Origin of the sequence: Streptomyces sp. Z26 (assembly GCF_003665095.1) — a bacterium.
GTDB classification, from domain to species: domain Bacteria; phylum Actinomycetota; class Actinomycetes; order Streptomycetales; family Streptomycetaceae; genus Streptomyces; species Streptomyces phytohabitans.
The window spans coordinates 1,695,576-1,718,613 of record NZ_RCHV01000002.1 but is presented as its reverse complement, the minus strand read 5'-3'; the positions used below and the strand labels follow the sequence as shown (position 1 = coordinate 1,718,613).

18 protein-coding genes and 2 tRNA genes are annotated in these 23,038 nt (G+C 74.5%); 19 read left to right on the top strand and 1 reads right to left on the bottom strand.

Features of this window, described 5'->3' with window-relative positions; genetic code table 11:
- Positions 1-356 precede the first annotated feature (356 nt).
- The 6 genes from proB to D7M15_RS07550 all read left to right on the top strand — a co-directional run bounded on the left by proB (position 357) and on the right by D7M15_RS07550 (position 6,962).
- Positions 357-1,508 carry a glutamate 5-kinase gene (proB, locus tag D7M15_RS07575; RefSeq protein WP_121520390.1) on the top strand — a complete coding sequence of 384 codons (1,152 nt, stop codon included), beginning with the start codon at positions 357-359 and terminating at the stop codon, positions 1,506-1,508.
- Positions 1,509-1,818: 310 nt separating this feature from the next.
- Positions 1,819-2,214 carry a hypothetical protein gene (locus D7M15_RS07570; RefSeq protein WP_206337461.1) on the top strand — a complete coding sequence of 132 codons (396 nt, stop codon included), beginning with the start codon at positions 1,819-1,821 and terminating at the stop codon, positions 2,212-2,214.
- Positions 2,215-2,447: 233 nt separating this feature from the next.
- Positions 2,448-3,479: a Clp protease N-terminal domain-containing protein gene (locus D7M15_RS07565; RefSeq protein WP_121520388.1), complete on the top strand. Its 1,032-nt coding sequence runs from the start codon at positions 2,448-2,450 to the stop codon at positions 3,477-3,479.
- Between the two features lie 173 nt (positions 3,480-3,652).
- Entirely contained in the window at positions 3,653-4,903 is a 1,251-nt protein-coding gene (locus D7M15_RS07560; protein ID WP_240649598.1) for a glutamate-5-semialdehyde dehydrogenase, read from the top strand.
- Between the two features lie 99 nt (positions 4,904-5,002).
- A complete protein-coding gene (locus D7M15_RS07555; RefSeq protein WP_121516788.1) occupies positions 5,003-5,662 on the top strand; it encodes a hypothetical protein in 660 nt (219 codons plus the stop codon).
- A gap of 178 nt (positions 5,663-5,840) precedes the next feature.
- The gene (locus tag D7M15_RS07550; protein ID WP_121516787.1) at positions 5,841-6,962 is read left to right on the top strand and encodes a hypothetical protein; all 1,122 of its coding nucleotides are present in this window, start codon (positions 5,841-5,843) and stop codon (positions 6,960-6,962) included.
- A 50-nt stretch (positions 6,963-7,012) separates the two neighbouring features.
- Here D7M15_RS07550 and D7M15_RS07545 read toward each other — a convergent pair whose 3' ends face one another.
- A complete protein-coding gene (locus D7M15_RS07545) occupies positions 7,013-8,125 on the bottom strand; it encodes a M48 family metallopeptidase (protein WP_121516786.1) in 1,113 nt (370 codons plus the stop codon).
- A gap of 323 nt (positions 8,126-8,448) precedes the next feature.
- Between D7M15_RS07545 and D7M15_RS07540 the strand changes: the two genes are divergently transcribed.
- The 13 genes from D7M15_RS07540 to D7M15_RS07480 all read left to right on the top strand — a co-directional run bounded on the left by D7M15_RS07540 (position 8,449) and on the right by D7M15_RS07480 (position 23,021).
- Entirely contained in the window at positions 8,449-8,619 is a 171-nt protein-coding gene (locus D7M15_RS07540) for a hypothetical protein (protein WP_121516785.1), read from the top strand.
- A 44-nt stretch (positions 8,620-8,663) separates the two neighbouring features.
- Complete coding sequence (nadD, locus tag D7M15_RS07535) at positions 8,664-9,299, top strand: nicotinate-nucleotide adenylyltransferase (protein WP_121516784.1); 636 nt, start codon at positions 8,664-8,666, stop codon at positions 9,297-9,299.
- Positions 9,296-11,134, top strand: a complete 1,839-nt coding sequence (locus D7M15_RS07530; protein ID WP_121516783.1) for an LCP family protein — start codon at positions 9,296-9,298, stop codon at positions 11,132-11,134. The genes nadD and D7M15_RS07530 overlap by 4 nt, the downstream gene beginning before the upstream one ends.
- Before the next feature lie 121 nt (positions 11,135-11,255).
- A complete protein-coding gene (gene rsfS, locus D7M15_RS07525) occupies positions 11,256-11,666 on the top strand; it encodes a ribosome silencing factor (protein ID WP_121516782.1) in 411 nt (136 codons plus the stop codon).
- On the top strand, positions 11,663-12,301 hold the full coding sequence (locus tag D7M15_RS07520; protein ID WP_121516781.1) for a histidine phosphatase family protein: 639 nt from the start codon (positions 11,663-11,665) through the stop codon (positions 12,299-12,301). The genes rsfS and D7M15_RS07520 overlap by 4 nt, the downstream gene beginning before the upstream one ends.
- A gap of 136 nt (positions 12,302-12,437) precedes the next feature.
- Positions 12,438-12,510, top strand: a tRNA-Ala gene (locus tag D7M15_RS07515).
- A gap of 351 nt (positions 12,511-12,861) precedes the next feature.
- Positions 12,862-13,095, top strand: a complete 234-nt coding sequence (locus D7M15_RS07510) for a hypothetical protein (RefSeq protein WP_121516780.1) — start codon at positions 12,862-12,864, stop codon at positions 13,093-13,095.
- 238 nt (positions 13,096-13,333) lie between these two features.
- Positions 13,334-13,406, top strand: a tRNA-Ala gene (locus tag D7M15_RS07505).
- Positions 13,407-13,669: 263 nt separating this feature from the next.
- Positions 13,670-16,591, top strand: coding sequence for a leucine--tRNA ligase (gene leuS / locus D7M15_RS07500; RefSeq protein ID WP_121516779.1), 2,922 nt, complete (start codon positions 13,670-13,672; stop codon positions 16,589-16,591).
- Between the two features lie 230 nt (positions 16,592-16,821).
- Positions 16,822-17,682 (top strand): hypothetical protein, encoded by an 861-nt coding sequence (locus tag D7M15_RS28930; RefSeq protein WP_240649175.1) that lies wholly within the window; start codon positions 16,822-16,824, stop codon positions 17,680-17,682.
- Between the two features lie 166 nt (positions 17,683-17,848).
- The gene (locus D7M15_RS07490) at positions 17,849-18,694 is read left to right on the top strand and encodes a DegV family protein (protein ID WP_121516778.1); all 846 of its coding nucleotides are present in this window, start codon (positions 17,849-17,851) and stop codon (positions 18,692-18,694) included.
- A gap of 548 nt (positions 18,695-19,242) precedes the next feature.
- Positions 19,243-20,391: a ComEA family DNA-binding protein gene (locus D7M15_RS07485; protein WP_346428788.1), complete on the top strand. Its 1,149-nt coding sequence runs from the start codon at positions 19,243-19,245 to the stop codon at positions 20,389-20,391.
- Entirely contained in the window at positions 20,388-23,021 is a 2,634-nt protein-coding gene (locus tag D7M15_RS07480) for a ComEC/Rec2 family competence protein (protein ID WP_121516776.1), read from the top strand. Before D7M15_RS07485 ends, D7M15_RS07480 begins: the two co-directional genes overlap by 4 nt.
- Positions 23,022-23,038: the final 17 nt, after the last annotated feature.

Genomic DNA, 23,038 nt, shown 5'->3' with positions numbered 1-23,038 from the left:
ACAATTTTCTGTAACCTCCCGCGCGCGGAAATCCTCCCCTATGCCGTGAAGGCCCTTCCTGTCCAGCGGGTGAAACACGCGCGCGGTGGACCCCCGCGCTCGACTACATTGCCCGCGACGGCCCGTGACCGACCTGCGGTGATCCGCGACGGCGGGTACGGGGCGCCGCGCACGCACGCCGCCCTCGCTCCCGCCGACGCCACCCGCGCCCGGGACCCGGTGGGCACGGCAGTGCGACGCGGCAGGCCGGGGCCACGCGGCGGGACGAGCGGCAGGACAAGGGGACGGCGTACGTGTCAGGGCAGGACGGGTCGGAACGCGACGAGCACGGTGCGGGACAGGACGGGCACGGTCCCGTGGATGACGGACACGGGCGGCCCGCGCCCCGCCCCCCGGGCCCGCGGCCGGACGTCGCAGCCGCGCACCGGATCGTCGTGAAGGTCGGCTCCTCCTCCCTCACCACCTCCGCCGGGGGCCTCGACGCGGACCGCGTGGACGCGCTCGTGGACTCCCTCGCCAAGTACGAGGCGAAGGAGATCGTCCTCGTCTCCTCCGGCGCCATCGCCGCCGGACTCGCCCCGCTCGGCCTGGCCCGCCGCCCGCGCGACCTGGCCCGCCAGCAGGCGGCGGCCAGCGTGGGCCAGGGCCTGCTGGTCGCCCGGTACGCCGCGTCCTTCGCGCGGTACGGCCGCCGCGTCGGCCAGGTGCTCCTCACCTCCGACGACACCAGCCGCCGCGCCCACTACCGCAACGCCTACCGAACCCTCGAACAGCTCCTCGCCATGGGCGCCCTCCCCGTCGTCAACGAGAACGACACCGTCGCCACCGACGAGATCCGCTTCGGGGACAACGACCGGCTGGCCGCGCTCGTCGCCCACCTCGTACGGGCCGACCTGCTCGTGCTCCTCTCCGACGTCGACGGGCTCTACGACGGCAACCCGGCGACGCCCGGCACCACCCGTATCGCCGAGGTCACCGGCCCCGCCGACCTCGCGGGCGTGGACATCGGCAGCGCGGGCCGCTCCGGCGTCGGCACCGGCGGCATGGTGACGAAGGTCGAGGCCGCGCGCATCGCGGCCGCCGCGGGCGTACCGGTGGTCCTCACCTCCGCCCCGTACGCGGGCGAGGCCCTCGCGGGCGGCGCCACCGGCACGTACTTCCACCCCACCGGGCGGCGGGCGCGCGGGCGGCTCCTGTGGCTGGCGCACGCCTCGGTGCCGCGCGGCGCGCTGGTGCTGGACGACGGGGCGGTACGGGCCGTGGTGGAGCGGCGCAGCTCGCTGCTGCCCGCCGGGATCGCGCGCGTGGAGGGGGAGTTCACGGCGGGTGACCCCGTGGAGCTGCGCGACGGCGCCGGGCGGGCGGTGGCGCGCGGACTGGTCAACTTCGACGCGGCGGAGATCCCCCGCCTCATCGGCCGCTCGACCCGGGACCTGGCGCGCGAGCTGGGCCCGGCGTACGAGCGCGAGGTGGTGCACCGGGACGACCTGGTGGTGCTGCGGCCGTAGGGCGCCCCGCGCCGGGTGAGCCGTCGCCGGGGCGGTGGGGCCGGTGGGGCACGGGACGCCGACCGTACCGTCACGACTGGCTGACCACCGTCACATGTGTGCGAGATCGGAAAAAGACTGGTCTTTCCACGGACACCTTCGGCAAAAACGCCACGGGGGCCCGCGCGGACTGGTCAACTTTGTGGCGGGGCCCGTACGCGCACGCGGCCCCCTTGTGCAGCCGCAGCACTTCAGGAGGCCCCCGGTGAGACGACTGGCCAGCGTCGACGTGGGCTCGCCCCAGCCCAGCGGCGCCACCAGCCCCTGGCCCGTGTCCGACGGAGTCGCCCCCACGGCCGGGGCGGAGCGTACGGCCGCGGCCGAGGCGGCGCGGCTCTGGCACATCACGCTCAGCGTCGCGGGCGAGGAGGCACCCCTGCGGGAGGTGCGGCGCTCCCTCGAACAGCTCGCGCACGACCACCCGTTCCTGCTCACCAGCCGCTACGCGCACGACCACGCCGAGATCCGGTACTGGGAGGAGGCGCGCGACCTGCACGACGCCGCGGCCGTCGCGCTCCGGCTGTGGGGCGAGCACCGTTCCTCCGCGAGCCTGCCGCCGTGGGAGATCGTCGGCCTGGAGGTCGTCGGCCGGGAGACGTACCACCAGCGGGTCGCGGAGGGCTACGGCCCGGCACCGGCGACACCCGTGGGGGTCCACCCGTTCTAGGTGGACACCGCCTAGGCGGGGCCCGTCGCCCGTGCGCCCCCGTACACCATGCGGCCGGTCCCGTTCCAGCGCCGATCGGACCACGTTCCCCGGCCCGGCCCCGTCCGAAGGTACGGCGCCGGCGCGACCGTCGGGCGATGCGCCCACCGCCCCCGTTCGGCCACGCTGCCACCCAGGAGCAGCGGACCGCGGGGCGACGGGAACCAGGGGAACGGGGAAGAGGGATGGGCCGCATGAACACGATCAAGCCGTCCGACTGGAACATGGTGGGCCTCCTCGGCGCCGCCCGGGGCGCCCGCGGTGACCGCGGCGAACTCGTCGGCACCGAGCACCTGCTGGTCGCCATGACCGCGGCCAGGGGAGCCGTACGGCAGGCCCTCGCGGACGAGGGGCTGACCCGTACGACGGCGGCGGCGATCGTACGGGAACGCGACGGGAAGGACGACGCCTGGCGCACCGTCGACCACGGGGACGCGGCGGGCGTCGCCTCCACCGACGTCCTCGGGGAGGACGGCGAGGAACGCGTGCGCCTCACCGGCGCGGCGGCCGACGCGGTGACCGCCGCCATGGAGCACGCCGAACGGGCGGGCGCCGCGAAGCTCGGCGTCGAACACCTGCTGCGGGCGCTGCTGGAGGAGGACAACCGCGCCGGTGAGGTGCTCGCGCTGTGCGGCACCTCCCCGCGGGCCGTACGCGCCCGGCTCGACGGCACCCCCGCCCCGCCGCCCGGCGGTGCGGACGACCCGCTGCCGACCCTGCTGCACCCCACCCGCGAGGTGCTGCTCGGCCGCGCCCACTACCAGCGGGCCACCTTCTGGCGCCGCTGGCTGCTGCGGAGGATCGCCGTCAACTGGGCGTCGCGGCCCGCCTGGTGGGTCCGCATGGAGACGTACGAGCAGGCGCACCGCCTCGGCGCGCGCCCCACCGCGCCGGGCACCGAGCACGTACTGCTCGCCGTCCTGGCCACGTACGAGGTCGCGCTCCGGTACCCGCACCTGACAGCCGAGGACGCGTCCCGGACCGGCTACGAGGGCGGGCGGCGGCTCGCGGAGGCGGGCCTCGACCACGCCACGGTGCACGCGGCGGTGGCCGGTGGCCACGTGGCGCTGGCCGCCGACGCCCGGCCCGTCGCGGAGTACCTCGACGAGACCGAGCGCGAGACGCGGGAGGGCGGCGGCGACCCGGGCACCGGGCCGCTGGTGGAGCGGCTGCTGCGGGAACCTACGCGGGCGGGGCAGCTGTTCGACGCGCTGGGGCGGCGCTGACCCGTGGTGGACCGGCTGTGGCGGGGGCCGACCGCTGTGCCGGTGGCCCGCGCCGGGCATCGCCTAGGCTGCCTCGCATGACGCGTACGAGCACCGAAGACGGCACCCCGGGCACCCCCGCCAGCTCCGGCACCCCGCACGCCCCCACGGCGGGCGGCGGCGCGGAACCGTCCGTGACCGCCACCGCCGTACGCGCCCGCGACGCCGCCGCTGAACTGGCCCCGCTGCCCCGTACGGCCCGGGACGCCGCGCTGCTCGCCGTCGCGGAGGCGCTGCCCGCCCGCGCGGCCGAGATCGTCGCGGCCAACGCCGACGACATCGCCAGGGCCCGCGCCGCCGGCACCCCCGACTCCCTCGTCGACCGGCTGACCCTGACCACCGAGCGGATCGCGGCCATCGCCGCCGACGTGCGCGACGTCGTCGCGCTGCCCGACCCCGTGGGCGAGGTCGTACGCGGCTCGACCCTGCCGAACGGCCTGGAGCTGCGGCAGGTACGGGTCCCCCTCGGCGTCGTCGGGATCATCTACGAGGCCCGCCCCAACGTCACCGTGGACGCCGCCGCCCTCTGCCTCAAGTCGGGCAACGCCGTGCTGCTGCGCGGTTCCTCCTCCGCGTACGCCTCCAACACCGCGCTCGTCGCCGTGCTGCGCGACGCCGTCGCCGGGGCCGGACTGCCCGCCGACGCCGTGCAGTTGGTGCCGGGCGGGAGCCGCGAGTCGGTCAAGGAGCTGATGCGGGCGCGCGGCCTCGTCGACGTGCTCATCCCGCGCGGTGGCGCCTCGCTGATCCGTACGGTCGTGGAGGAGTCCACGGTGCCCGTCATCGAGACGGGCGTCGGCAACTGCCACGTGTACGTCGACGAGCACGCCGACCTCGACATGGCCGTCGACATCCTCGTCAACTCCAAGGCGCAGCGCCCCAGCGTCTGCAACTCCGCCGAGACCGTCCTCGTGCACGCCGGGATCGCGGACGCGTTCCTGCCGCGCGCCCTCGCCGCGCTCACCGGGGCGGGCGTCACCGTGCACGGCGACCCGGCGTGGCAGCGGGCGGGCACCACGGCGGGGGCCGCCGTCGTGCCCGCGACGGATGAGGACTGGGGCACCGAGTACCTCTCGTACGACATCGCCGCCGCCGTCGTACCGTCCCTGGAGGCCGCCGTCGGGCACATCCGCCGCTGGACGTCCGGGCACACGGAGGCGATCGTCACGCGCGACGCCTCGGCCGCCCGCCGCTTCACCACGCTGGTCGACTCCACGGCGGTGATGGTGAACGCGTCGACGCGGTTCACCGACGGCGGCCAGTTCGGCTTCGGCGCCGAGATCGGCATCTCCACGCAGAAACTCCACGCGCGCGGCCCGATGGGGCTGCCCGAGCTGACCTCGACGAAGTACGTGGTCACGGGCGACGGCCACGTCCGCGACTGACCGCCGCGCGGGCCGGGGGAGCCGCCGCCGCGTCTCGCATCACGGAATGATTTCGGCTCTCCCTGCCCAAATCGACCGTGTCGGACTACGCTGGGGCGCGTGCCGGACGAAGTGGGGGGCCAGCCGTTCCCGGACGGTGAGGAGCCCGACGACCGCCACCACGGGGGCGCGGACGACGAGTTCGCCTCCGTGGTCTTCGACGAGCGCTTCGTGCGGGCAGCCGAGGTGCACGAACCGACCGCGGCCGAACGGATACTGGCCGCCGCGCAGTCCCATGCCGAGACCGAGCCGGGCCGTCCGCACGACGATCGGTTCGGCTACGGGCCGGGCGCCGACGGCGAGTTCGACCCCGACGCCCCCGAGGGCTTCGGCGGGCCGGGCCGCCGCCGCATCACCTACGGCGAGTACGACGACTACCTGACCGGCCACGCCGACCCCTACGACCACGACCCGGCGTACGAGCACGGCGCCGACTTCGGCTACGCCTACGGCCCGCACGACGGCCCCCCGCCGCCCTACCGCGGGCACGCCCGCTGGCAGCGGCCGGTGGCCTGGGTGCTCGCCGTGGTGATGGGCATCGGGGTGGTGGCGATGGCGTTCTCCGCGGTGTACCGCGGCGCGTCCGGCGGGCGCCAGGAGCCCTCGCCGCCGCCCGCGACCAGCGGGGTCGGCGCCTCACCCGAGGACCGGGAGCGGGTCTCCCCGGCGGACCCGCCGTCCGCGTCGGACGGGGCGGACGCGGGCGCCGGAGCGGGCTGAGCCTGGTCGGCGGCGGGCCGCGTCCCGGACGCGTTCCGCGGCGGGCCCGTGACCGCGGGTCGCGAGGGCCCCGGCGTCGCCCCGGGACCGGGCCGCCGACGTGAACCGTGCTGCCACCCCGCGAAGTTGAACCGCACCACCGCGTTTACGAGCGTGCCCGCGGACCTACTCTGTCCTTATGGCCGGGCGTGAAGAACCTCCCCAGGGACCGCCGGACGGCAGCCCGGGAGGCGGTGACGAGGACTACGGCGCGCTCGTCTTCGACGAGTCGTTCGTCGAGGCCGCGCGGCTCCAGGAGTTCTCCGCGCAGGAGCGGATGGACGACGAGGAGCACGCCGCCGTACGCACCCGACCCGCCCGCGTCGGCGGCAAGGGCCTCGGCGCCGTCGGTGCGGCGGGCGCCTCCCGGCAGGGCGTCGTACTGGTGCTGCTGATCGTCGTCGCGTTCGCCACCGCCGTCTACATGGGCCTCCAGAACCCGTACCCGGGCGCCGCCCAGCGCGCCGTCGAGCCGATGCGGGTCACCACGCTGCCGCTCGCGCCGCGCGGCGAGGTGCCCGGGTCGACGCCGGAGGACCTGTTCGAGCACAGTCCGGCGGCCCAGTTCCGGACCGGCGCCGACGGCGTCACCCTGCCCGACGCGCACGGCAGCGACCATTTCTCGGAGAGCCAGGTCCTGGCGGCGCTCACCGGCGCCAAGGACTACGTGGTGGCCAGCTCCCTGGACCCGGAGGTGCTGCTGGGGAACGCGTCCCGGTCCGTGCGCATCCTCCTCGACCCGGCGCAGCTGGAGCAGTTCGACCGGAGCCTGGAGCGGCCCCGCGACGACGGGCGGCACGCGGCGACCGGCTGGATGGTGCGCTTCGACCCGGCGCGGGTCGCGCTCGCCGACCGGGACGTACGCGTCAACGGCAGCCTCACCGTCCAGGAGGTCGGCCCCAACCTGCTGGAGGTCACCGCGGACCACGTCTTCGTCTACGCGCTGCGCCCCGCCAGCGCGGGGAAGGGGGCGGAGGCCGAGAAGGGCGCGTCGCTGTTCACCGTGCGCCGCGAGATGCGGTTCCACTTCGGGCGCGACGACCTGCGGGACCACCAGCTCCAGGTCGCGCAGTCCGCCGTACGGGCCGGGCCGACGGCCTGCACCGCCGACTCGGCGCGGGCGCTGACACCGCTGCTGGCGGGGCAGCGGGCGGAGGACGACGGGCCCGCCGGGACGGACCCGTACGCCCGGGACCGGTCCCGGGCCTCGCTCTGCGGCGTCCTGTCCGACTCGGCGCAGCCGCGCCCCACCGGCCGGTGACGCGCGGCTGAGGGTGGCCGGCGGCGAGGCTTCCGAACCCCGGCCGACGCCTACTCGGCGCCGGGCCTGGCCCCGCCGCCGTTCCCGTTGCCTTCCCCGCCGCCGTTCGCCCCGCCGCTGCCACCGCTCCCGCGGTTGCCGCCGGTGAACGTGTCGCGGAGCTTGCCGCCGAGGTCGCCCGCGCCGCCCGCGATGTCCCGGACGAGCGTCGCCAGCGGGTCCTTGCTGTTCTTCATCGACTCGCCGTAGTGGCTGGCGGACTGCTTGAACGAGTCCGTGACCGACGAGGTCTTGTCGTCCTCACGCCGGTCGTAGTGCCCCTCCATGATCCGCTGGTGGTCGCGGCTGGCCGCCCAGGTGCGCAGCTCGGCGGCGCGGACGGTGGTGAAGGGGTGGGTGCGCGGCAGCACGTTCATGATCTTCAGGACGGAGTCCCGGAGGTCGCCGCCCGCCTCGTACTCCTCGGCCTGCTTGAGGAACGCGTCCACGTTCATCTCGTGCAGATGGTTCCCCCCGGCCAGCTTCATCAGGCCGCGCATCGACGCCTGGAGGTCCTGCCCGACGAGCAGCCCGGCACGGTCGGCCGACAGCTCCGACTTGCGGAACCACTCGCGGAGCGCGGTGACGATGGCCATGATCGCCACGTTCCCCAGGGGGATCCAGGCGACCTTCAGCGCGAGGTTGGTGAGGAACAGCAGGATCGTGCGGTACACCGCGTGGCCCGAGAGCGCGTGCCCCACCTCGTGCCCGACGACGGCCCGCATCTCCTCCTCGTCGAGCAGCTCCACGAGGCCGGTGGTGACCACGATGATCGGCTCGTCCAGGCCGATGCACATCGCGTTCGGCTTCGGGTCCTGCGTGACGTACATCGGCGGGACCTTCTCCAGGTCCAGGATGTAACAGGCGTCGCGCAGCATCGCGTGCAGGTGCGCGAACTGCTCGTCGCCCACGCGCACCGAGTCGGAGAGGAAGAGCAGGCGCAGACTGCGCTCCGGCAGCAGCCCGCTGAGCGCCTTGAACACGGTGTCGAACCCGGTGAGCTTGCGCAGCGCCACCAGGGCGGACCGGTCGGCCGGGTGCTCGTACGCCCGGGAGGAGATCCCGGGGAAGCGGCGCCGGTCGCGACCGGGGAGGCGCTCGGTGCCGTCCGTACTGTTTGTCATGTCCTGCTCCCCCTCGTCGGATGGATCGCCCAGCCTAGAGGGTGCAACGGACCGGCACGGCGGACCGTTCCCAAGCCGGGACAATCGGGGACGAGGGGGCTGCGCCGGGTCGACGCGGCCGGGCACGTCGGCGAGGACGCCCGGCACGTGCGGCTGCGCGCCCGACCGGGACACCGGGGCGGTCGCCCGCGCCGAGCCCGCGCCCACCGCGTACGCCCTGCGCGCGCGTCAGCGCACGGTCGGCGTGAGCACGCGCGGACGGCCCGCATACGATGTCGCGGACAGGTCCCTGCCCGCTTCCTCCTGGATAGGTTCAGCCGACGATGACTCCGACCAGCTCCGTGCACGACACCCTCGTCACCGTCGCCTCCGGCGGCGGCGAAGAACACGGCGGCGCGTACGAAAGCCTCAGCGCGTACGTCATCGGCGGCGGCACGCTGCTCGCCCTGTTCCTGCTCCTGTGGATCACCACCCGCTTCAACCGGGACCGCTGAGCGCCGCCTCCGGCGCGCGCTCGCAGCGGCTAAGGTCGGCACGCATGGAAGAGGACGCAGTGCCCGCTACCGCCAGGCGCCGACTGGGCGTGATGGGCGGCACCTTCGACCCCGTCCACCACGGTCACCTGGTCGCGGCGAGCGAGGTCGCCGCACGGTTCCACCTCGACGAGGTGGTGTTCGTGCCGACGGGCGAGCCGTGGCAGAAGAGTCACCAGCAGGTGTCCCCGGCGGAGGACCGCTATCTGATGACCGTCATCGCGACGGCGTCCAACCCGCAGTTCTCCGTGAGCCGCAGCGACATCGAACGCGGCGGCCGCACGTACACCATCGACACCCTGCGCGACCTGCGGGCCGAGCACGAGGACGCGGACCTCTTCTTTATCACCGGCGCCGACGCCCTCGCCCAGATCCTGACCTGGCGGGACGCGGAGGAGCTGTTCTCCCTCGCGCACTTCATCGGTGTCACCCGGCCCGGCCACCCGCTGGCGGACCCGGGGCTGCCGGACGGCGGGGTCTCCCTCGTGGAGGTCCCCGCGCTGGCCATCTCCTCGACGGACTGCCGTGCGAGGGTGGAACGCGACGATCCGGTCTGGTACCTGGTGCCCGACGGCGTCGTGCGCTACATCAGCAAGCGGCAGCTGTACCGGAACGGGGCGGAAGTGGGGGCGCGCACGTGACAGACGGCTACGGCTACGACCCGTACGGGCGGCAGCCCCGGGTCCTCGGCTACGACGAGTACGGCCGCCCCGTGTACGAGCAGGACCCGCAGCAGGCGCACCAGCAACAGCACACCGGTCAGCAACAGCAGCAACAGCCGTACGGCTACGACCCGTACGGTCCGGCCACCGACAGCGGCCACCAGCAGCCCGTCCAGGACGCCTACCAGGGCGACTACCAGGGCGGGACGTACGGCGGCGGCTACGACCCGTACGACCCCTACGGCTCCCAGTCCGGCCACGGCGCGTACCAGGGGCAGACCGGCTACGCCGACCCGACCACCGGCTACGCCGACCCGGCGGACGTCGGGCACACGGGCCGGCTGCCGCGGCAGCAGCCGTACGGCTACGACCCGTACGGCCCGGCCACCGACAGCGGCCACCAGCAGCCGGTCCAGGCCCCGCACGCACCCGACCCGCACGCACCGGACCCGCACGCACCGGACCCGTACGCGCCGGACCCCGGGTACGACCCGTACGGCCCCGCCGCCGACACCGGCGGGCGCGTACCGCGGCAGGCGGAGCCGCCCGCGGCGGAGCGGGAGCCCGAAGGCGGCTACCAGACCGAGCAGTTCTCGTTCGTCGAGGAGGAGGCCGACGACTCCGAGGACGTCATCGACTGGCTCAAGTTCAGCGAGAGCCGCACCGAACGGCGCGAGGAGGCCAAGCGGCGCGGCCGGAACCGTACGAGCGCGCTCGTCGTCCTCCTCGTCCTCGCCGTGGTCGGCGGCCTCGGCTACCTCTGGCAGGCGGGCAAGCTGCCCGGCTCCGACGACGGCGACGACGGCGGGAAGACCGCCGCGGGCGAGAAGCGCGACGTGCTCGCCGTCCACCTGCTGTCCACCGACAGCGACGCCAGCTCCACCGCACTGCTCGTCGACAACGCCACCGCGAAGCAGGGCACCACGCTCCTGCTGCCCAACTCCCTCGCCGTGTCCACCGCCGACGGCGCGACCACCACCCTCGGCAAGTCCGTCGAGTCCGAGGGCGCCACCCCGACCCGCGACTCCCTGGACCGGCTGTTCGGCGCGCAGATCAAGGGCACCTGGCGGCTGGACACCCCGTACCTGGAGATCCTCGTCGACTCCGTCGGCGGCATCACCCTCGACACCGACACCGACGTGCCCGGCGCGAAGAAGGGCGACAAGCCCGTCGTCACCCGCGGCGAGGGCAGCAGCCTCGACGGGCGCGCGGCCGTGGCGTACGCGACGTACGGCGCCACCGGTGAGGACGAGGCGAAGCAGTTGGCGCGCTTCGGGCAGGTCATGGAGGCCGTGCTCCAGAAGACGTCCAGCGACCGGTCCTCCGCGACCAACACCGTGAAGTCCCTCGGCCAGATCCTCGACCCGTCCCTCTCCGAGGAGTCCCTCGGCGCGACCCTCGCGGGCCTCTCGGCCCTCGCGAAGGACGGCGCCTTCGACACGAAGGTGCTGCCCGTCGAGACGAACGGCACCCTCAGCCGCACCACCAGCGACAGCGTCGCCAAGAAGATCCTCGGCGGCACCGTCAAGAACTCCGACCCGAGCGCCGCACCCACCGTCAGCGTCCGCGCGGGCGGCCGGGGCGACCTGGAGGCGGCCCGTGTCGCACTCGTCAACGGCGGCTTCACCGTCGTCGACGGCGGCCAGGGCGGGGGCGGCGGCGGCTCGCGGGTGACGTACGCGGACGAGGCGCGCAAGACGCAGGCCGTGGAGGTCGCCAAGACGCTGGGGCTCGCGGAGAGCGCCGTACGGAAGGGGAAGGGCGCCGACAACGCGGACGTGACGGTGGAACTCGGCGGGGACTACGAGGGCTGAGCGCCCGCGCCCGTACGTGAGATCCTGGGGTGCGCCGCCCGGACCCGCCGGTCCGGGTCGGCCCCTTCCACCGTCCGGGACCTCCCGGACCTTCCGACCCTTCCCACCGAAAGCTCTGCCTGTGACAGCCACGGACCGTTCCCTCGAGCTCGTCGAAGCCGCCGCCCAGGCCGCCGCCGACAAGCTCGCGCACGACATCGTCGCGTTCGACGTCAGCGAAGTCCTCGCCCTGACCGACGCGTTCCTGCTCGCCTCGGCGCCCAACGACCGGCAGGTCCGGTCGATCGTCGACGCCATCGAGGAGCACCTGCTGAAGGAGCACGGCGCGAAGCCCGCCCGCCGCGAGGGCGAGCGCGAGGGCCGCTGGGTGCTGCTCGACTACGTCGACATCGTCGTGCACGTCCAGCACAGCGAGGAGCGGGTGTACTACGCGCTGGAGCGCCTCTGGAAGGACTGCCCGCAGATCGAGCTGCCCGACGACGCGAAGGCCTCACTGGGGCGGGGGGCCGCGCACTCCGGGGACGCGGAGTGAGCCGCGGGCGCCGCGTCGTCCTGTGGCGGCACGGACAGACGGCGTGGAACCTGGAGCGCCGCTTCCAGGGCTCGACGGACATCGAGCTGACCGAGACCGGGCTGGCGCAGGCCCGGCGCGCGGCGCGGCTGCTGGCCGGGCTGAAGCCGGACGCGATCCTCGCCTCCGACCTGCTGCGCACCCGTGCCACGGCCGCCGAACTGGCCGCCGTCACCGGCCTCCGCGTCACCCACGACGAGAACCTGCGGGAGACGTACGCGGGCGTCTGGCAGGGGCTGACGCACGAGGAGATCGTCGAGCGGTACGGCGAGCAGTACGCCGCCTGGAAGCGCGGCGAGCCGGTGCGGCGCGGCGGCGGCGAGCTGGAGTCCGAGGTCGCGGACCGCGCGGCGCCGGTGATCGAGCGGAGCGTCGAGAAGCTGCCGGAGGACGGCACGCTCGTCGTGGTGAGCCACGGCGGCACGATCCGTACGAGCATCGGGCGGCTGCTGGGGCTGGACCCCGGCACGTGGGAGGCGCTCGGCGGTCTCTCCAACTGCTGCTGGTCCGTCCTCGGCGAGGGCGCGCGCGGCTGGCGGCTGCTGGAGCACAACGCGGGGACGCTGCCGGAACCGGTGCTCGGGGATGACGACTGACGACGACTGGCGGTGTACGTCGGCGGGTGACGGCCGGTGCGTACGGGCGTCGGCCGGGGCGGTCGGCGGGGTGCGGACGGGGCGATTTCTCAATCCGCCACCGCACCCGTTAAGCTTCTGACCGTTCGCACGACCCGGGGCTATAGCTCAGTTGGTAGAGCACTTGCATGGCATGCAAGGGGTCAGGAGTTCGAATCTCCTTAGCTCCACTCCGGTTCCGTTTCACCACCGATCCCGTCCCTGTCCCAGGGGCGGGATTTCTGCTGTGCGGTCGTCGCGTCCCCGCCGCGCCCCGCCGCCGGTCCGTTCCCGCCCCGGCACCCCTCCGCCCGTTCGCCGGAAGCTCCGAGCGAGGCTCTGACCGGGGCTGCTGCGGAACGGAAGAACATGGCAGAATCGGGAAGACTGGACGGGGCGGGGCGAGCCGGAAGGGGCGGAGCGATGCCTGCCACGGTTCTCCGGCGCCCCGCCTGCGGTTCATCGGAGGTCGCCCGGTTCCTCGGCGACATGGAGGAGTTCCCTACGTGTGCACGGCCTGTGGCCACACCTGGAGCTGACTGATGGGTGCTCACAGCAGGAAGTGCGACTGGTGCGGCAGCGGCACTCCCATCGTCCGCGACATGGAGCCCGTGAACGCGGACTTCCAGTACTGGTGCGAGGACTGCGCGCGGGCGTTGATCATAAGGGGCGACCCGATCGAGACGTACCGCGAGCTGGACGGTGAGCCGATCTACGGTCGCCTGCTCGACGAGCACTGCACGCTGAAGCGTTTCTACTCCTTCGCCACGGCCTGACACGACACCGCGCCCTCCCCAACGGCCCGCCGTACGGCGGCGGTTCGGGCCGTACGGGCCGTGGCGCGCGGCTCCCGTACGGAGTGCCGGGTGGCGGGGGTGCCGCGGGGGGAATCGCTTTGGCGGAGCGGTGCCGCGGGCGTGTAGAGTGGGCAGCGCCGCAGCGGGGACGCCACAGGACGGACGCCGGATTCTTCCGGTGACACCTCTGGCCGCGTTTTCCGCGCGGACCATTCTCGGGGCTATAGCTCAGTTGGTAGAGCACTTGCATGGCATGCAAGGGGTCAGGAGTTCGAATCTCCTTAGCTCCACGTGATCGGCACACGGCGTGTGCTCGGGAAGGTTCCGGGCACACGCCGTCGGCGTTTCCGGAACGCCCCGGAGGGCCTCTGCCCCTTGCGGTACCCTGAGCGCATGCGTGCCGTACGCCTTCTGCTTAGCGGGCCGCGCTGAGGAACGCCGACCCCCTCTGAACGGGGCCGGAGTCAGCGCGGCATCCCCTCCTGTGCGAGGGGATTTTTCATTTCCCGGGCGGGTCCCGGCAAGCAGAGACGACCGATGGAGCTTGAGGACGATGAGCGAGACCGTGAACGCCGCCGAGAGCGCGGCCCCCCATCGCTACACGGCGGCGCTGGCCGCCGACATCGAGGCACGCTGGCAGGACTTCTGGGACAAGCACGGCACGTACGAGGCGCCCAACCCCGGTGAGGGCTCCCTGGGCGGCGACCCGGAGACGGCGGCGAAGCCCAAGAAGTTCATCATGGACATGTTCCCGTACCCGTCGGGAGCGGGCCTGCACGTCGGGCACCCGCTGGGCTACATCGCCACCGACGTCTACGGCCGCTTCCAGCGCATGACCGGCCACAACGTCCTGCACACGCTGGGCTTCGACGCGTTCGGGCTGCCCGCCGAGCAGTACGCCGTACAGACCGGCACCCACCCGCGGGTGTCCACGGAGGCCAACATGGGCCAGATGCGCTCGCAGCTGCGGCGCCTGGGCCTGGGGCACGACCAGCGGCGCTCGTTCGCGACGATCGACACCTCGTACTACCGCTGGACGCAGTGGATCTTCCTCCAGATCTTCAACTCCTGGTACGACGACGAGGCGGGCCGCGCGCGGCCGATCGACGAACTGGTCGCCGAGTTCGAGTCCGGGCGCCGCCCCACCCCCGAGGGCCGCGCCGACTGGAGCGACCTGGACGGTACGGAGCGGGCGGACCTGCTGGGCGGGTACCGGCTGGCGTACGCGTCCGACGCGCCCGTCAACTGGTGCCCCGGGCTGGGCACCGTGCTGGCCAACGAGGAGGTCACCGCCGAGGGCCGCTCCGAGCGCGGCAACTTCCCCGTCTTCAAGTCCCGGCTGCGGCAGTGGAACATGCGCATCACCGCGTACGCCGAGCGGCTGCTGACCGACCTGGACCCGCTGGACTGGCCCGAGGCGATCAAGTTGCAGCAGCGCAACTGGATCGGCCGCAGCGAGGGCGCCCGCGTCGACTTCCCCGTCGAGACCACGGGGACGGGCGGCGACGGGGCCGGCGGACAGACCGCGATCACCGTCTTCACCACCCGGCAGGACACGCTGTTCGGCGCGACGTACATGGTGCTCGCCCCCGAGCACGAACTGGTCGCGGGCGAGGGCGGCATCGTGCCCGCCGCCTGGCCCGAGGGCACCCGCGAGGCGTGGACCGGCGGCCACGCCACCCCGGCCGAGGCCGTCACCGCGTACCGCGCGCAGGCCGCCGCCAAGTCGGACGTCGAGCGGCAGGCCGACGCCAAGGACAAGACCGGCGTGTTCACCGGTGCCCACGCGGTGAACCCGGTCAGCGGCGAGCGCGTCCCCGTCTTCATCGCCGACTACGTGCTGATGGGCTACGGCACCGGCGCCATCATGGCCGTCCCCGCGCACGACCACCGCGACTTCGCCTTCGCGCGCGCCTTCGAGCTGCCGATGCGCTGCGTCGTGGAGCCCTCGGACGGGCGCGGCACCGAACCGGCCGCCTGGGACGACGCGTTCTCCTCGTACGACGCGCGGATCGTGAACTCGGCGGGCAGCCGCGTCGTGCTGGACGGCCTGGGCGTCGTCGAGGCGAAGGCGCGGATCACGGCGTGGCTGGAGGAGCAGGGCATCGGCGCCGGGACCGTCAACTACCGGCTGCGGGACTGGCTGTTCAGCCGGCAGCGGTACTGGGGCGAGCCGTTCCCCATCGTCTACGACGACGAGGGCGTCGCCCACCCGCTGCCCGAGTCGATGCTGCCGCTGGAACTGCCCGAGGTCGACGACTACTCCCCGCGCACCTTCGACCCGGACGACGCCGACACCTCGCCCGAGACGCCGCTGTCCCGCAACGGCGACTGGGTGCACGTCACCCTGGACCTGGGGCGCGGCGACGGCCCGCGCACGTACCGGCGCGAGACCAACACCATGCCGAACTGGGCCGGTTCGTGCTGGTACGAGCTGCGCTACCTCGACCCGTACAACGACGAGCGGCTGGTCGACCCGTCCGTCGAGCGCTACTGGATGGGCCCGCGCGACGGCATGCCCACCGGCGGCGTCGACCTGTACGTGGGCGGCGCGGAGCACGCCGTACTGCACCTGCTGTACGCGCGTTTCTGGTCCAAGGTGCTGTTCGACCTGGGGCACGTGTCGTCGGCGGAGCCGTTCCACAAGCTGTTCAACCAGGGCATGATCCAGGCGTACGTCTACCGCGACAGCCGCGGCATCGCCGTACCCGCCGCGGAGGTGGAGGAGCGCGACGGCGCGTACTTCCTGGGCGGCGAGCAGGTCTCCCGGACCCTGGGCAAGATGGGCAAGTCCCTGAAGAACGCCGTCACCCCGGACGAGATCTGCGCGGAGTACGGCGCCGACACGCTGCGCCTGTACGAGATGGCGATGGGCCCGCTGGACGTCTCCCGGCCCTGGGACACCCGCGCGGTCGTCGGCCAGTACCGGCTGCTCCAGCGCCTGTGGCGGAACGTCGTCGACGAGGCCACCGGCGAGGTCGCCGCGACCGTCACGGACGACGCGCCGGACGAGGCGACGCTGCGGGCGCTGCACAAGGCGATCGACGGCGTACGGCAGGACCTGAACGGGCTGCGCTTCAACACGGCCATCGCGAAGATCACCGAGCTGAACAACCACGTCACCAAGCAGCCGACCGTGCCGCGCGCGGTCGCCGAGGGCCTGGTACTGCTGATCGCGCCGCTCGCCCCGCACGTCGCCGAGGAACTGTGGCGCAAACTGGGGCACGAGACGTCCGTCGTGTACGCGGACTTCCCGGTGGCCGACCCGGCGTACGTCGTGGACGAGACCGTGACCTGCGTCGTCCAGATCAAGGGCAAGATCAAGGCGCGCCTGGAGGTGTCGCCGTCGATCACCGACGCCGAGCTGGAAGAGGCCGCGCTGGCCGACCCGGCGGTGGCGGCGGCCCTGGCGGGCGGCACGATCCGGAAGGTGATCGTACGGGCGCCGAAGCTGGTGAACGTCGTCACGGGGTGACCGGCGTCACGGGGTGAACGGAGTCGCGGGCGGTCGCCGTACGGTGGCCGCCCGCGTCCGTCCCCTACGGGACGGGTGCGGGGTCCGGTCCGGGGTCGTACGGAACCACGCGCGGGGCCCGTCCGTTTAGGCTGGAGAACGGTACGGGACGTGCGTGTACGGGCGCGCGTACGGACGTCGGAGAGCCACGGACGTCCCGGAGTCATCGACGTACAGACGAAGGAGCACGCGTGGAGTTCGTCATCGGCGCACTGGCCCTGCTCTTCGCGGTCTTCGTGACCCTCGGGATCATCGCCACGGTGCGGACCGTCCGCGCGGTGAAGCGCGGCGTCGAGCGTACGGGCCAGCAGGTGCGGCGGACGGTCGAGGAGACCGGCCTCAAGGCGCGCACCGCGCAGCCGGGGCCCGTGGGCGAGGTGGCGCGCGTACGGCTGGAGCTGCGCTCGTCCATCGACAGCACGCGGCTCGCGCTGGAGTCCGGGTCGCGCGACGACCCGTCGCTGCGGGAGGCGCTCGGCCTGCTGGACCGACTCCACGACCACGCACGGCAGTTGGACGGCGAGTTGCGGGCCCTGATGGAGCGTGAGCCGGACCGCGCGCGGGTCGCGGCGCGGCTGCCGGACGTGCGCGCGCGGGTCGCGACCATCAAGGAGTCCGCCGACTCGCTGCGCTTCGCGGCGCAGGAGCGCGCGGGGCAGTACGACGCGGAGGGGCTCTCGGCGCTCCGCGACCAGATCGAGATCGAGTCGGGGGCGCTGCGCGGCTGGCGCGACCCGGCACTCGGTATGGGCGCCGGTGCTGCCGCCGTCGGTGCCGGCGCCGGTGTGGGTGTTGGCGGCTGGGACGACGACGCGGGCGCGGGAACCGGCGCCGGGGACCGTTCGGCGGCCCTGCCCGAGAGAGAGCCCGCGCCTGGCCTGCCGGAGGGGACCGGGGACGGACCCGCGGACGGGGTCGCGAAGGCGGCCGACCCGGGTGCCGTCGGTACGGGAGCCGTCGACACGGGGGCCGCTCCGGCGGGTGACGAGGGTGCGGCGGGGGTGGCCCGGTTCCCGGACCTGAGCAAGGGCCGCCCGCAGAGCGCGCCTTGAGGCTCCGCGCGTGGCGGGAAGGTGTGGACGGGCGGGAAGACGGACTGTGAGGAAGCCGTTCGGCTGTCGTGCGCAACCGTTCCCTGTCACGTACGGAATGTAAGCGGAACGTATACGTCCGGACCTGTGCCGCCGCGTGCCGACAGCGGGAGATAACCTCCGATTCATGTGCAGCCACGTCGCGATCGTCACGGACTCCACCGCCTATCTGCCCCCGGCGGCGCTGGCTGAGCACGGCATCAACTCCGTTCCGCTGACCGTCGTCCTGGGTGACGAGGCCCTGGAGGAGGGCACCGAGATCTCGGCCCGCTCGCTCGCGGAGGCCCTGCGCAAGCGCCGTCCCGTGACCACCTCGCGGCCGAGCCCGGCGACCTTCGCGGAGGCGTACCGGGCGGCGGCGGAGGAGGGCGCGGACGGCGTGGTCTCGCTGCACCTCTCGGCGGAGTTCTCCGGCACGTACGACGCGGCGGTGCTCGCCGCGCGGGAGGCGCCGATCCCCGTCCGGGTGGTCGACACGCAGATGGTCGCGATGGCGCTCGGCTTCTGCGCGCTGGCGGCCGCCGACACGGCCCGCACCGGCGGCACCCTGGATGACGCCGTGGCCGCGGCCGAGAAGCGTGCCGCGCAGACCTCCGCGTACTTCTACGTCGACACCCTCGACTACCTGCGCCGTGGCGGCCGGATCGGCGCCGCGCAGGCGCTGTTGGGCTCTGCGCTGGCGGTGAAGCCGCTGCTGGAGCTGTCCGAGGGGCGGATCGGCATGCTGGAGAAGGTGCGTACGGCGTCGAAGGCGCTCGCCCGGCTTGAGGAGCTGGTCGTCGAGAAGGCCGGGGACGCGCGCGTGGACGTCGCCGTGCAGCACCTGGCCGCGCCGGAGCGCGCGGAGCAGCTGGCGGACAAGCTGAGCGGACGGCTGCGCGGGCTCGCGGACCTGCACGTCAGCGAGGTGGGCGCGGTGATCGGAGCACACACCGGGCCGGGGCTGCTGGCGGCGGTGGTCTCGCTCCGCTGAGGAGCGTCACCGTGACGGGTGGTGGAGTTGTCCACAACTCACCGGGTTTCCCCAGGAATTGAGCAAGATCATCGAGTGGCCCGTGGCGTTCGTAGCGTCCGGGTATGACTTCTCGATCACACCGGGACACCTCCGGCCCGAGCCATCGTCGTCCGGCCAGGGGCGTAGCCGTCCGTATCCGTCGCCGGGAGGCCGCACCCGACCCGCCCGACCCCTCTGCCTCCGCCTTCGACTCCTCCGACACCGCCTCGTCCGTACCGTCGGCGGCCTCGGTCCCCGAACGGGCCTCGGCACTGTTCGCACCACTCCCGACAGGGCCGGGCACGAGCGGGGGCGACGGCGAGGCTCCGAGGGCGTACGGGGAGGGGACGTCGTTCCCGTACGAGAGGCCCGCTCCCGCGCCGGACCCCGACGCGTTCACGGGGCAAGCGCCCACGGCCGTACGGGAGATGGCCGCCGCGCCGGGACCGCGCGCACGCGAGCCCGCAGCGCCGCACCGGCCTGCGGCGGACGGGCCCGCTCCGGACGGGCCCGCGCCGGAACTGCCCGTGGTGGGCCCCGACGCGGGGCTGGACCCGGCGGCACGCGGGCGGCGTGCGGTGCCGCGCCAGACGACGCGCACGGTGCGGGCGTGGGGCGGCCCGACCCGGCCCGCTCCCACGGCCGTTCACGGCGTGCTGCCCCGGCCGATCGCGATCTCCGCGGCACGTGACGCGGTGCGGCGCAGCCGCGCGGGGCACGCCGCCGCGCACCGGACCCGGGTGAGCGGCACGGGCCGTGGGCCCGGGGGCGGCGGCGACGCGCGTACGGTCCCCGTGCCCCTGGTGCCCGCCGCCCACGACCGCGACGACCGCGACGACCGCGACGCGAACGACCGGCGGCCGTACGGCGGACCGGAGCCGACCGGCGGGGAGCGTACGGAACCGGACGCGGAACGTACGGCCGAAGCGTCCCTGCCCGGCCGGTCGACCGGGCTGCGGCTGGCGTTGACCGAGCGGCTGCCGCTCTGGGTGCGGCTGCGCTGCGGTGTGGAGCCGCGGACCCTGCTGGCCCTCGGGGTGGTGCTGCTGATCGCGGTCGGCTTCGCCGTGCACCACTTCTGGACGGGGCGCCCGCAGACCGTACGGGCGCCGCAGGCCGCCGCCGACGGTTCCGCGGCGCCGCCCGTGGAGAGCCGCCCCGGCGACTCCCCGGTGGGCGCCGGACCCGGCAGGGCGAAACGGGTCACGGTCGACGTCTCCGGTGACGTGCGGAAGCCCGGTGTGCACCGGCTGCCGTCCGGATCGCGGGTCGCGGACGCCCTGGAGGCGGCCGGGGGAGCGGAGCCCGGTACGGAGACGGGCGCGCTCAACAAGGCCCGTGTGCTCGTCGACGGCGAACAGATCGTCGTCGGCGGCGCGGGCGCGCCCGCCACCGGCCCGCAGCCCACCACGGCACGGGGCAGCCCCGCCCCCGGGGGCCCGGCCGCCCCAGGCGGGACAGGCGCGGGGGACGGCGGCGGGGGAGCGCGGATCAGTCTCAACTCCGCGACGGCGGAGCAGTTGGAGGAGCTGCCCGGCGTCGGGCCGGTCCTGGCGCGGCACATCATCGACTACCGCACGCAGAACGGCGGTTACACCTCGGTCGACCAGCTCCGGGAGGTCAACGGCATCGGGGACGCCCGGTTCGCCGACATCGAGCCACGGGTGGGACCGTGACCGGCCCGGCCGCGCCCCCACCCGCCACGGGCGGCGGGCCGGGCGGCGCCGACCCCCGCCAGGAGGGCCCCGCCGACCTCCGGCTGGTTCCGCCCGCCCTCGCGGCGTGGGCGGCGGCGGCCCTCGGCATGGGCCTCGCCGCCCGTACGTCCGCGCTGGTCGCCACGGGGTGCGGGCTCGCCTCGGCCCTGCTCGCCGTCCTCGCCCACCGCCGTACGTCCACGACACCCGGCGCGCGTCCCGGGCCCGGCGCACCCTCCGCCAACCCCCCGCGCCCCGCGCTGCTCGCCGTGGCGGCGACGCTGCTGTGCGCGGGGGCGGCGGTCACCGTCGCCGCGCTGCACGCGGCGGACGTGCACCGGGGCCCGGTGCCGGAGCTGGCCGCCGCGTACGCCCCCGCCACCGTCGAGGTGACCGTCACCGGCGACCCGCGCGCCACGGAGGCGCGGGTGCGCGGGGCGCGCCGGGAGGACGGCGTCATCGTCGTCCCCGCCGAGGCCCGCCGCGTCACGGCGGACACGGTGGGCACGGTCGACGTACGCGCCCCGGTGCTGCTCCTGGTCCACCCGGAGGCACCGGACGGCGACCGCCCCGCGAAAGCCGCCGGCGGCGTGGGTGCCGCGCCCGGCGCCCACGAGGGTGCCGACCCGGCCCGCGCGTGGCGCGGCCTGCTGCCCTCCACCCGCGTCCGGGTCCCCGCGCGCCTCGCCCCGGCGGGCGGCGAGGGCGGCGTACGGGACATCGCCGCCGTGCTGCGCGTACCGGGCACCCGGTCACCCGAGGTGATCCGCGCGCCCAGCACCCTCCAGCGGTACGCGGGGGAGTTGCGCGCGGGCCTCCGCGCGGCCAGCGACGGGCTCGCGCCGGACGCGCGTGCGCTGCTGCCGGGCCTGGTCGTCGGTGACACCGCACGCGTCCCGCACGACCTCGACGAGGCGTTCCGCACCACGGACATGCTGCATCTGCTGGCGGTCTCCGGCGGAAACCTCACGATCATGCTGATGCTCCTCATCGGCCCGCCCGGCACCGCCTCCCGCGCCGAACGGCGGGGCCTGGCACCGCGCCTGGGCATCCCCCTCCGTACGACCGGCGCCCTCGGCGCCCTGCTCACCCTCGCGTTCGTCGTCGTCAGCCGTCCCGACCCGAGCGTGCTGCGGGCGGCGGCCTGCGGCCTCGTCACCATCCTCGCGATCGGCACGGGCCGCCGACGCTCCCTGCTGCCCGCGCTCGCCGCCGCCGTACTGCTGCTCGTCCTCTGGGACCCCTGGCTGGCCCGGGACTTCGGCTTCCTGCTCTCCGTCCTCGCCACGGCGTCGCTGCTGACCGTAGCCCCGCGCTGGAGCGCCGCGCTGCGCCGTCGTGGCCTCCCCGGTCGCCCCGCCGAGGCGCTGGCCGCCGCGCTCGCGGCGCAGGCCGCCTGCGCACCCGTGGTCGCGGTGCTGTCCGCGCACGTCAGCCTGGTCGCGGTGCCCTGCAACCTGCTCGCGGAGTTCGCCGTCGCACCCGCCACCGTGCTGGGCTTCGCCGCTCTCGCGACCGCCCCCTGGGCGCTGCCCGTGGCCAAGGCCCTCGCCTGGCTGGCCGGTTGGCCCACGGGCGGGATCGCGCTCATCGCCCGTACGGGCGCGTCGGTCCCCGGCGCCGTCGTGGACTGGCCGGGCACCTGGCCGGGGGCGGCGCTGCTCGCGGTGCTCGTACCCGCCCTGGCGGTGCTCGTACGGCGGCTGCCGAGGCACCCGTTGCCCGCCGCCGCGTGCGTCCTGCTCCTGCTGCTCGTGCTGGCCCGCCCGCCCGCGTTCACCCGCCCCCTCACCGGCTGGCCGCCCCCGGACTGGCGGTTGGTGGCCTGCGACGTCGGTCAGGGCGACGCGCTCGCGCTCTCGGCCGGTGACGGCAGAGCGGTGCTGGTCGACACCGGCCCGGATCCCGACGCCGTCGACGGCTGCCTGCGCGCCCTCGGCGTCACGACCCTCCCGCTCGTCCTCCTCACCCACTTCCACGCGGACCACGTCACCGGGCTCCCCGGCGCGCTGCGCGGCCGCGCCGTCGGGGCGATCCAGACGACGGGCCTGCGGCAGCCACGGGAGCAGGCGCGATTCGTGCGACAGGCGGCACGCCGTGCGGGCGTACCGGAGATCCGCGCGGAGCCGGGGGAGCGGCGGTCGGTCGGCGACCTGTCCTGGGAGGTGCTGTGGCCACCGGACCCCGCGCCCGGCGCCCGTACGTCCCGGCCACCCGGCACGGAAGGGGACACCGGGGCGAACGACTCCAGCGTCACCCTCCTCGTACGCGCCGGTGACCTCACCGTCTTCCTCCCCGGCGACCTCGAACCACCCGCCCAGCGCCGCCTGTTGGCATCCCGCCCCGACCTGCCGCGGGTCGACGTGCTGAAGGTGGCGCACCACGGCTCGGCCTACCAGGACCCCGCGCTCCTGGCCCGGCTCGCGCCACGTACCGCACTGATCTCCTGTGGAGAGGACAACCCCTATGGCCATCCCGCACCGCGTACCCTCGACGCCCTCCGGCGCCGGGACGTCCTCGTGCTCCGTACCGACGTCTCCGGCGCCCTGGCCGTCACCTCGTCGGGCGAGGGCGTCGTACGGCGCACTCCGCCGGTGGGCGGCGCGTAGGACGGCACGGGCAGCCC

Excerpts from the sequence above, each read along its gene's own strand:
- D7M15_RS07565 (WP_121520388.1), top strand. The coding sequence starts at position 2,448 with ATGAACACGATCAAGCCGTCCGACTGGAACATGGTGGGCCTCCTCGGC.
- D7M15_RS07550 (WP_121516787.1), top strand. The coding sequence starts at position 5,841 with ATGGCCGGGCGTGAAGAACCTCCCCAGGGACCGCCGGACGGCAGCCCG.
- D7M15_RS07545 (WP_121516786.1), bottom strand. The coding sequence starts at position 8,125 with ATGACAAACAGTACGGACGGCACCGAGCGCCTCCCCGGTCGCGACCGG.
- D7M15_RS07540 (WP_121516785.1), top strand. The coding sequence starts at position 8,449 with ATGACTCCGACCAGCTCCGTGCACGACACCCTCGTCACCGTCGCCTCC.
- nadD (WP_121516784.1), top strand. The coding sequence starts at position 8,664 with ATGGAAGAGGACGCAGTGCCCGCTACCGCCAGGCGCCGACTGGGCGTG.
- D7M15_RS07510 (WP_121516780.1), top strand. The coding sequence starts at position 12,862 with ATGGGTGCTCACAGCAGGAAGTGCGACTGGTGCGGCAGCGGCACTCCC.
- leuS (WP_121516779.1), top strand. The coding sequence starts at position 13,670 with ATGAGCGAGACCGTGAACGCCGCCGAGAGCGCGGCCCCCCATCGCTAC.
- D7M15_RS07490 (WP_121516778.1), top strand. The coding sequence starts at position 17,849 with ATGTGCAGCCACGTCGCGATCGTCACGGACTCCACCGCCTATCTGCCC.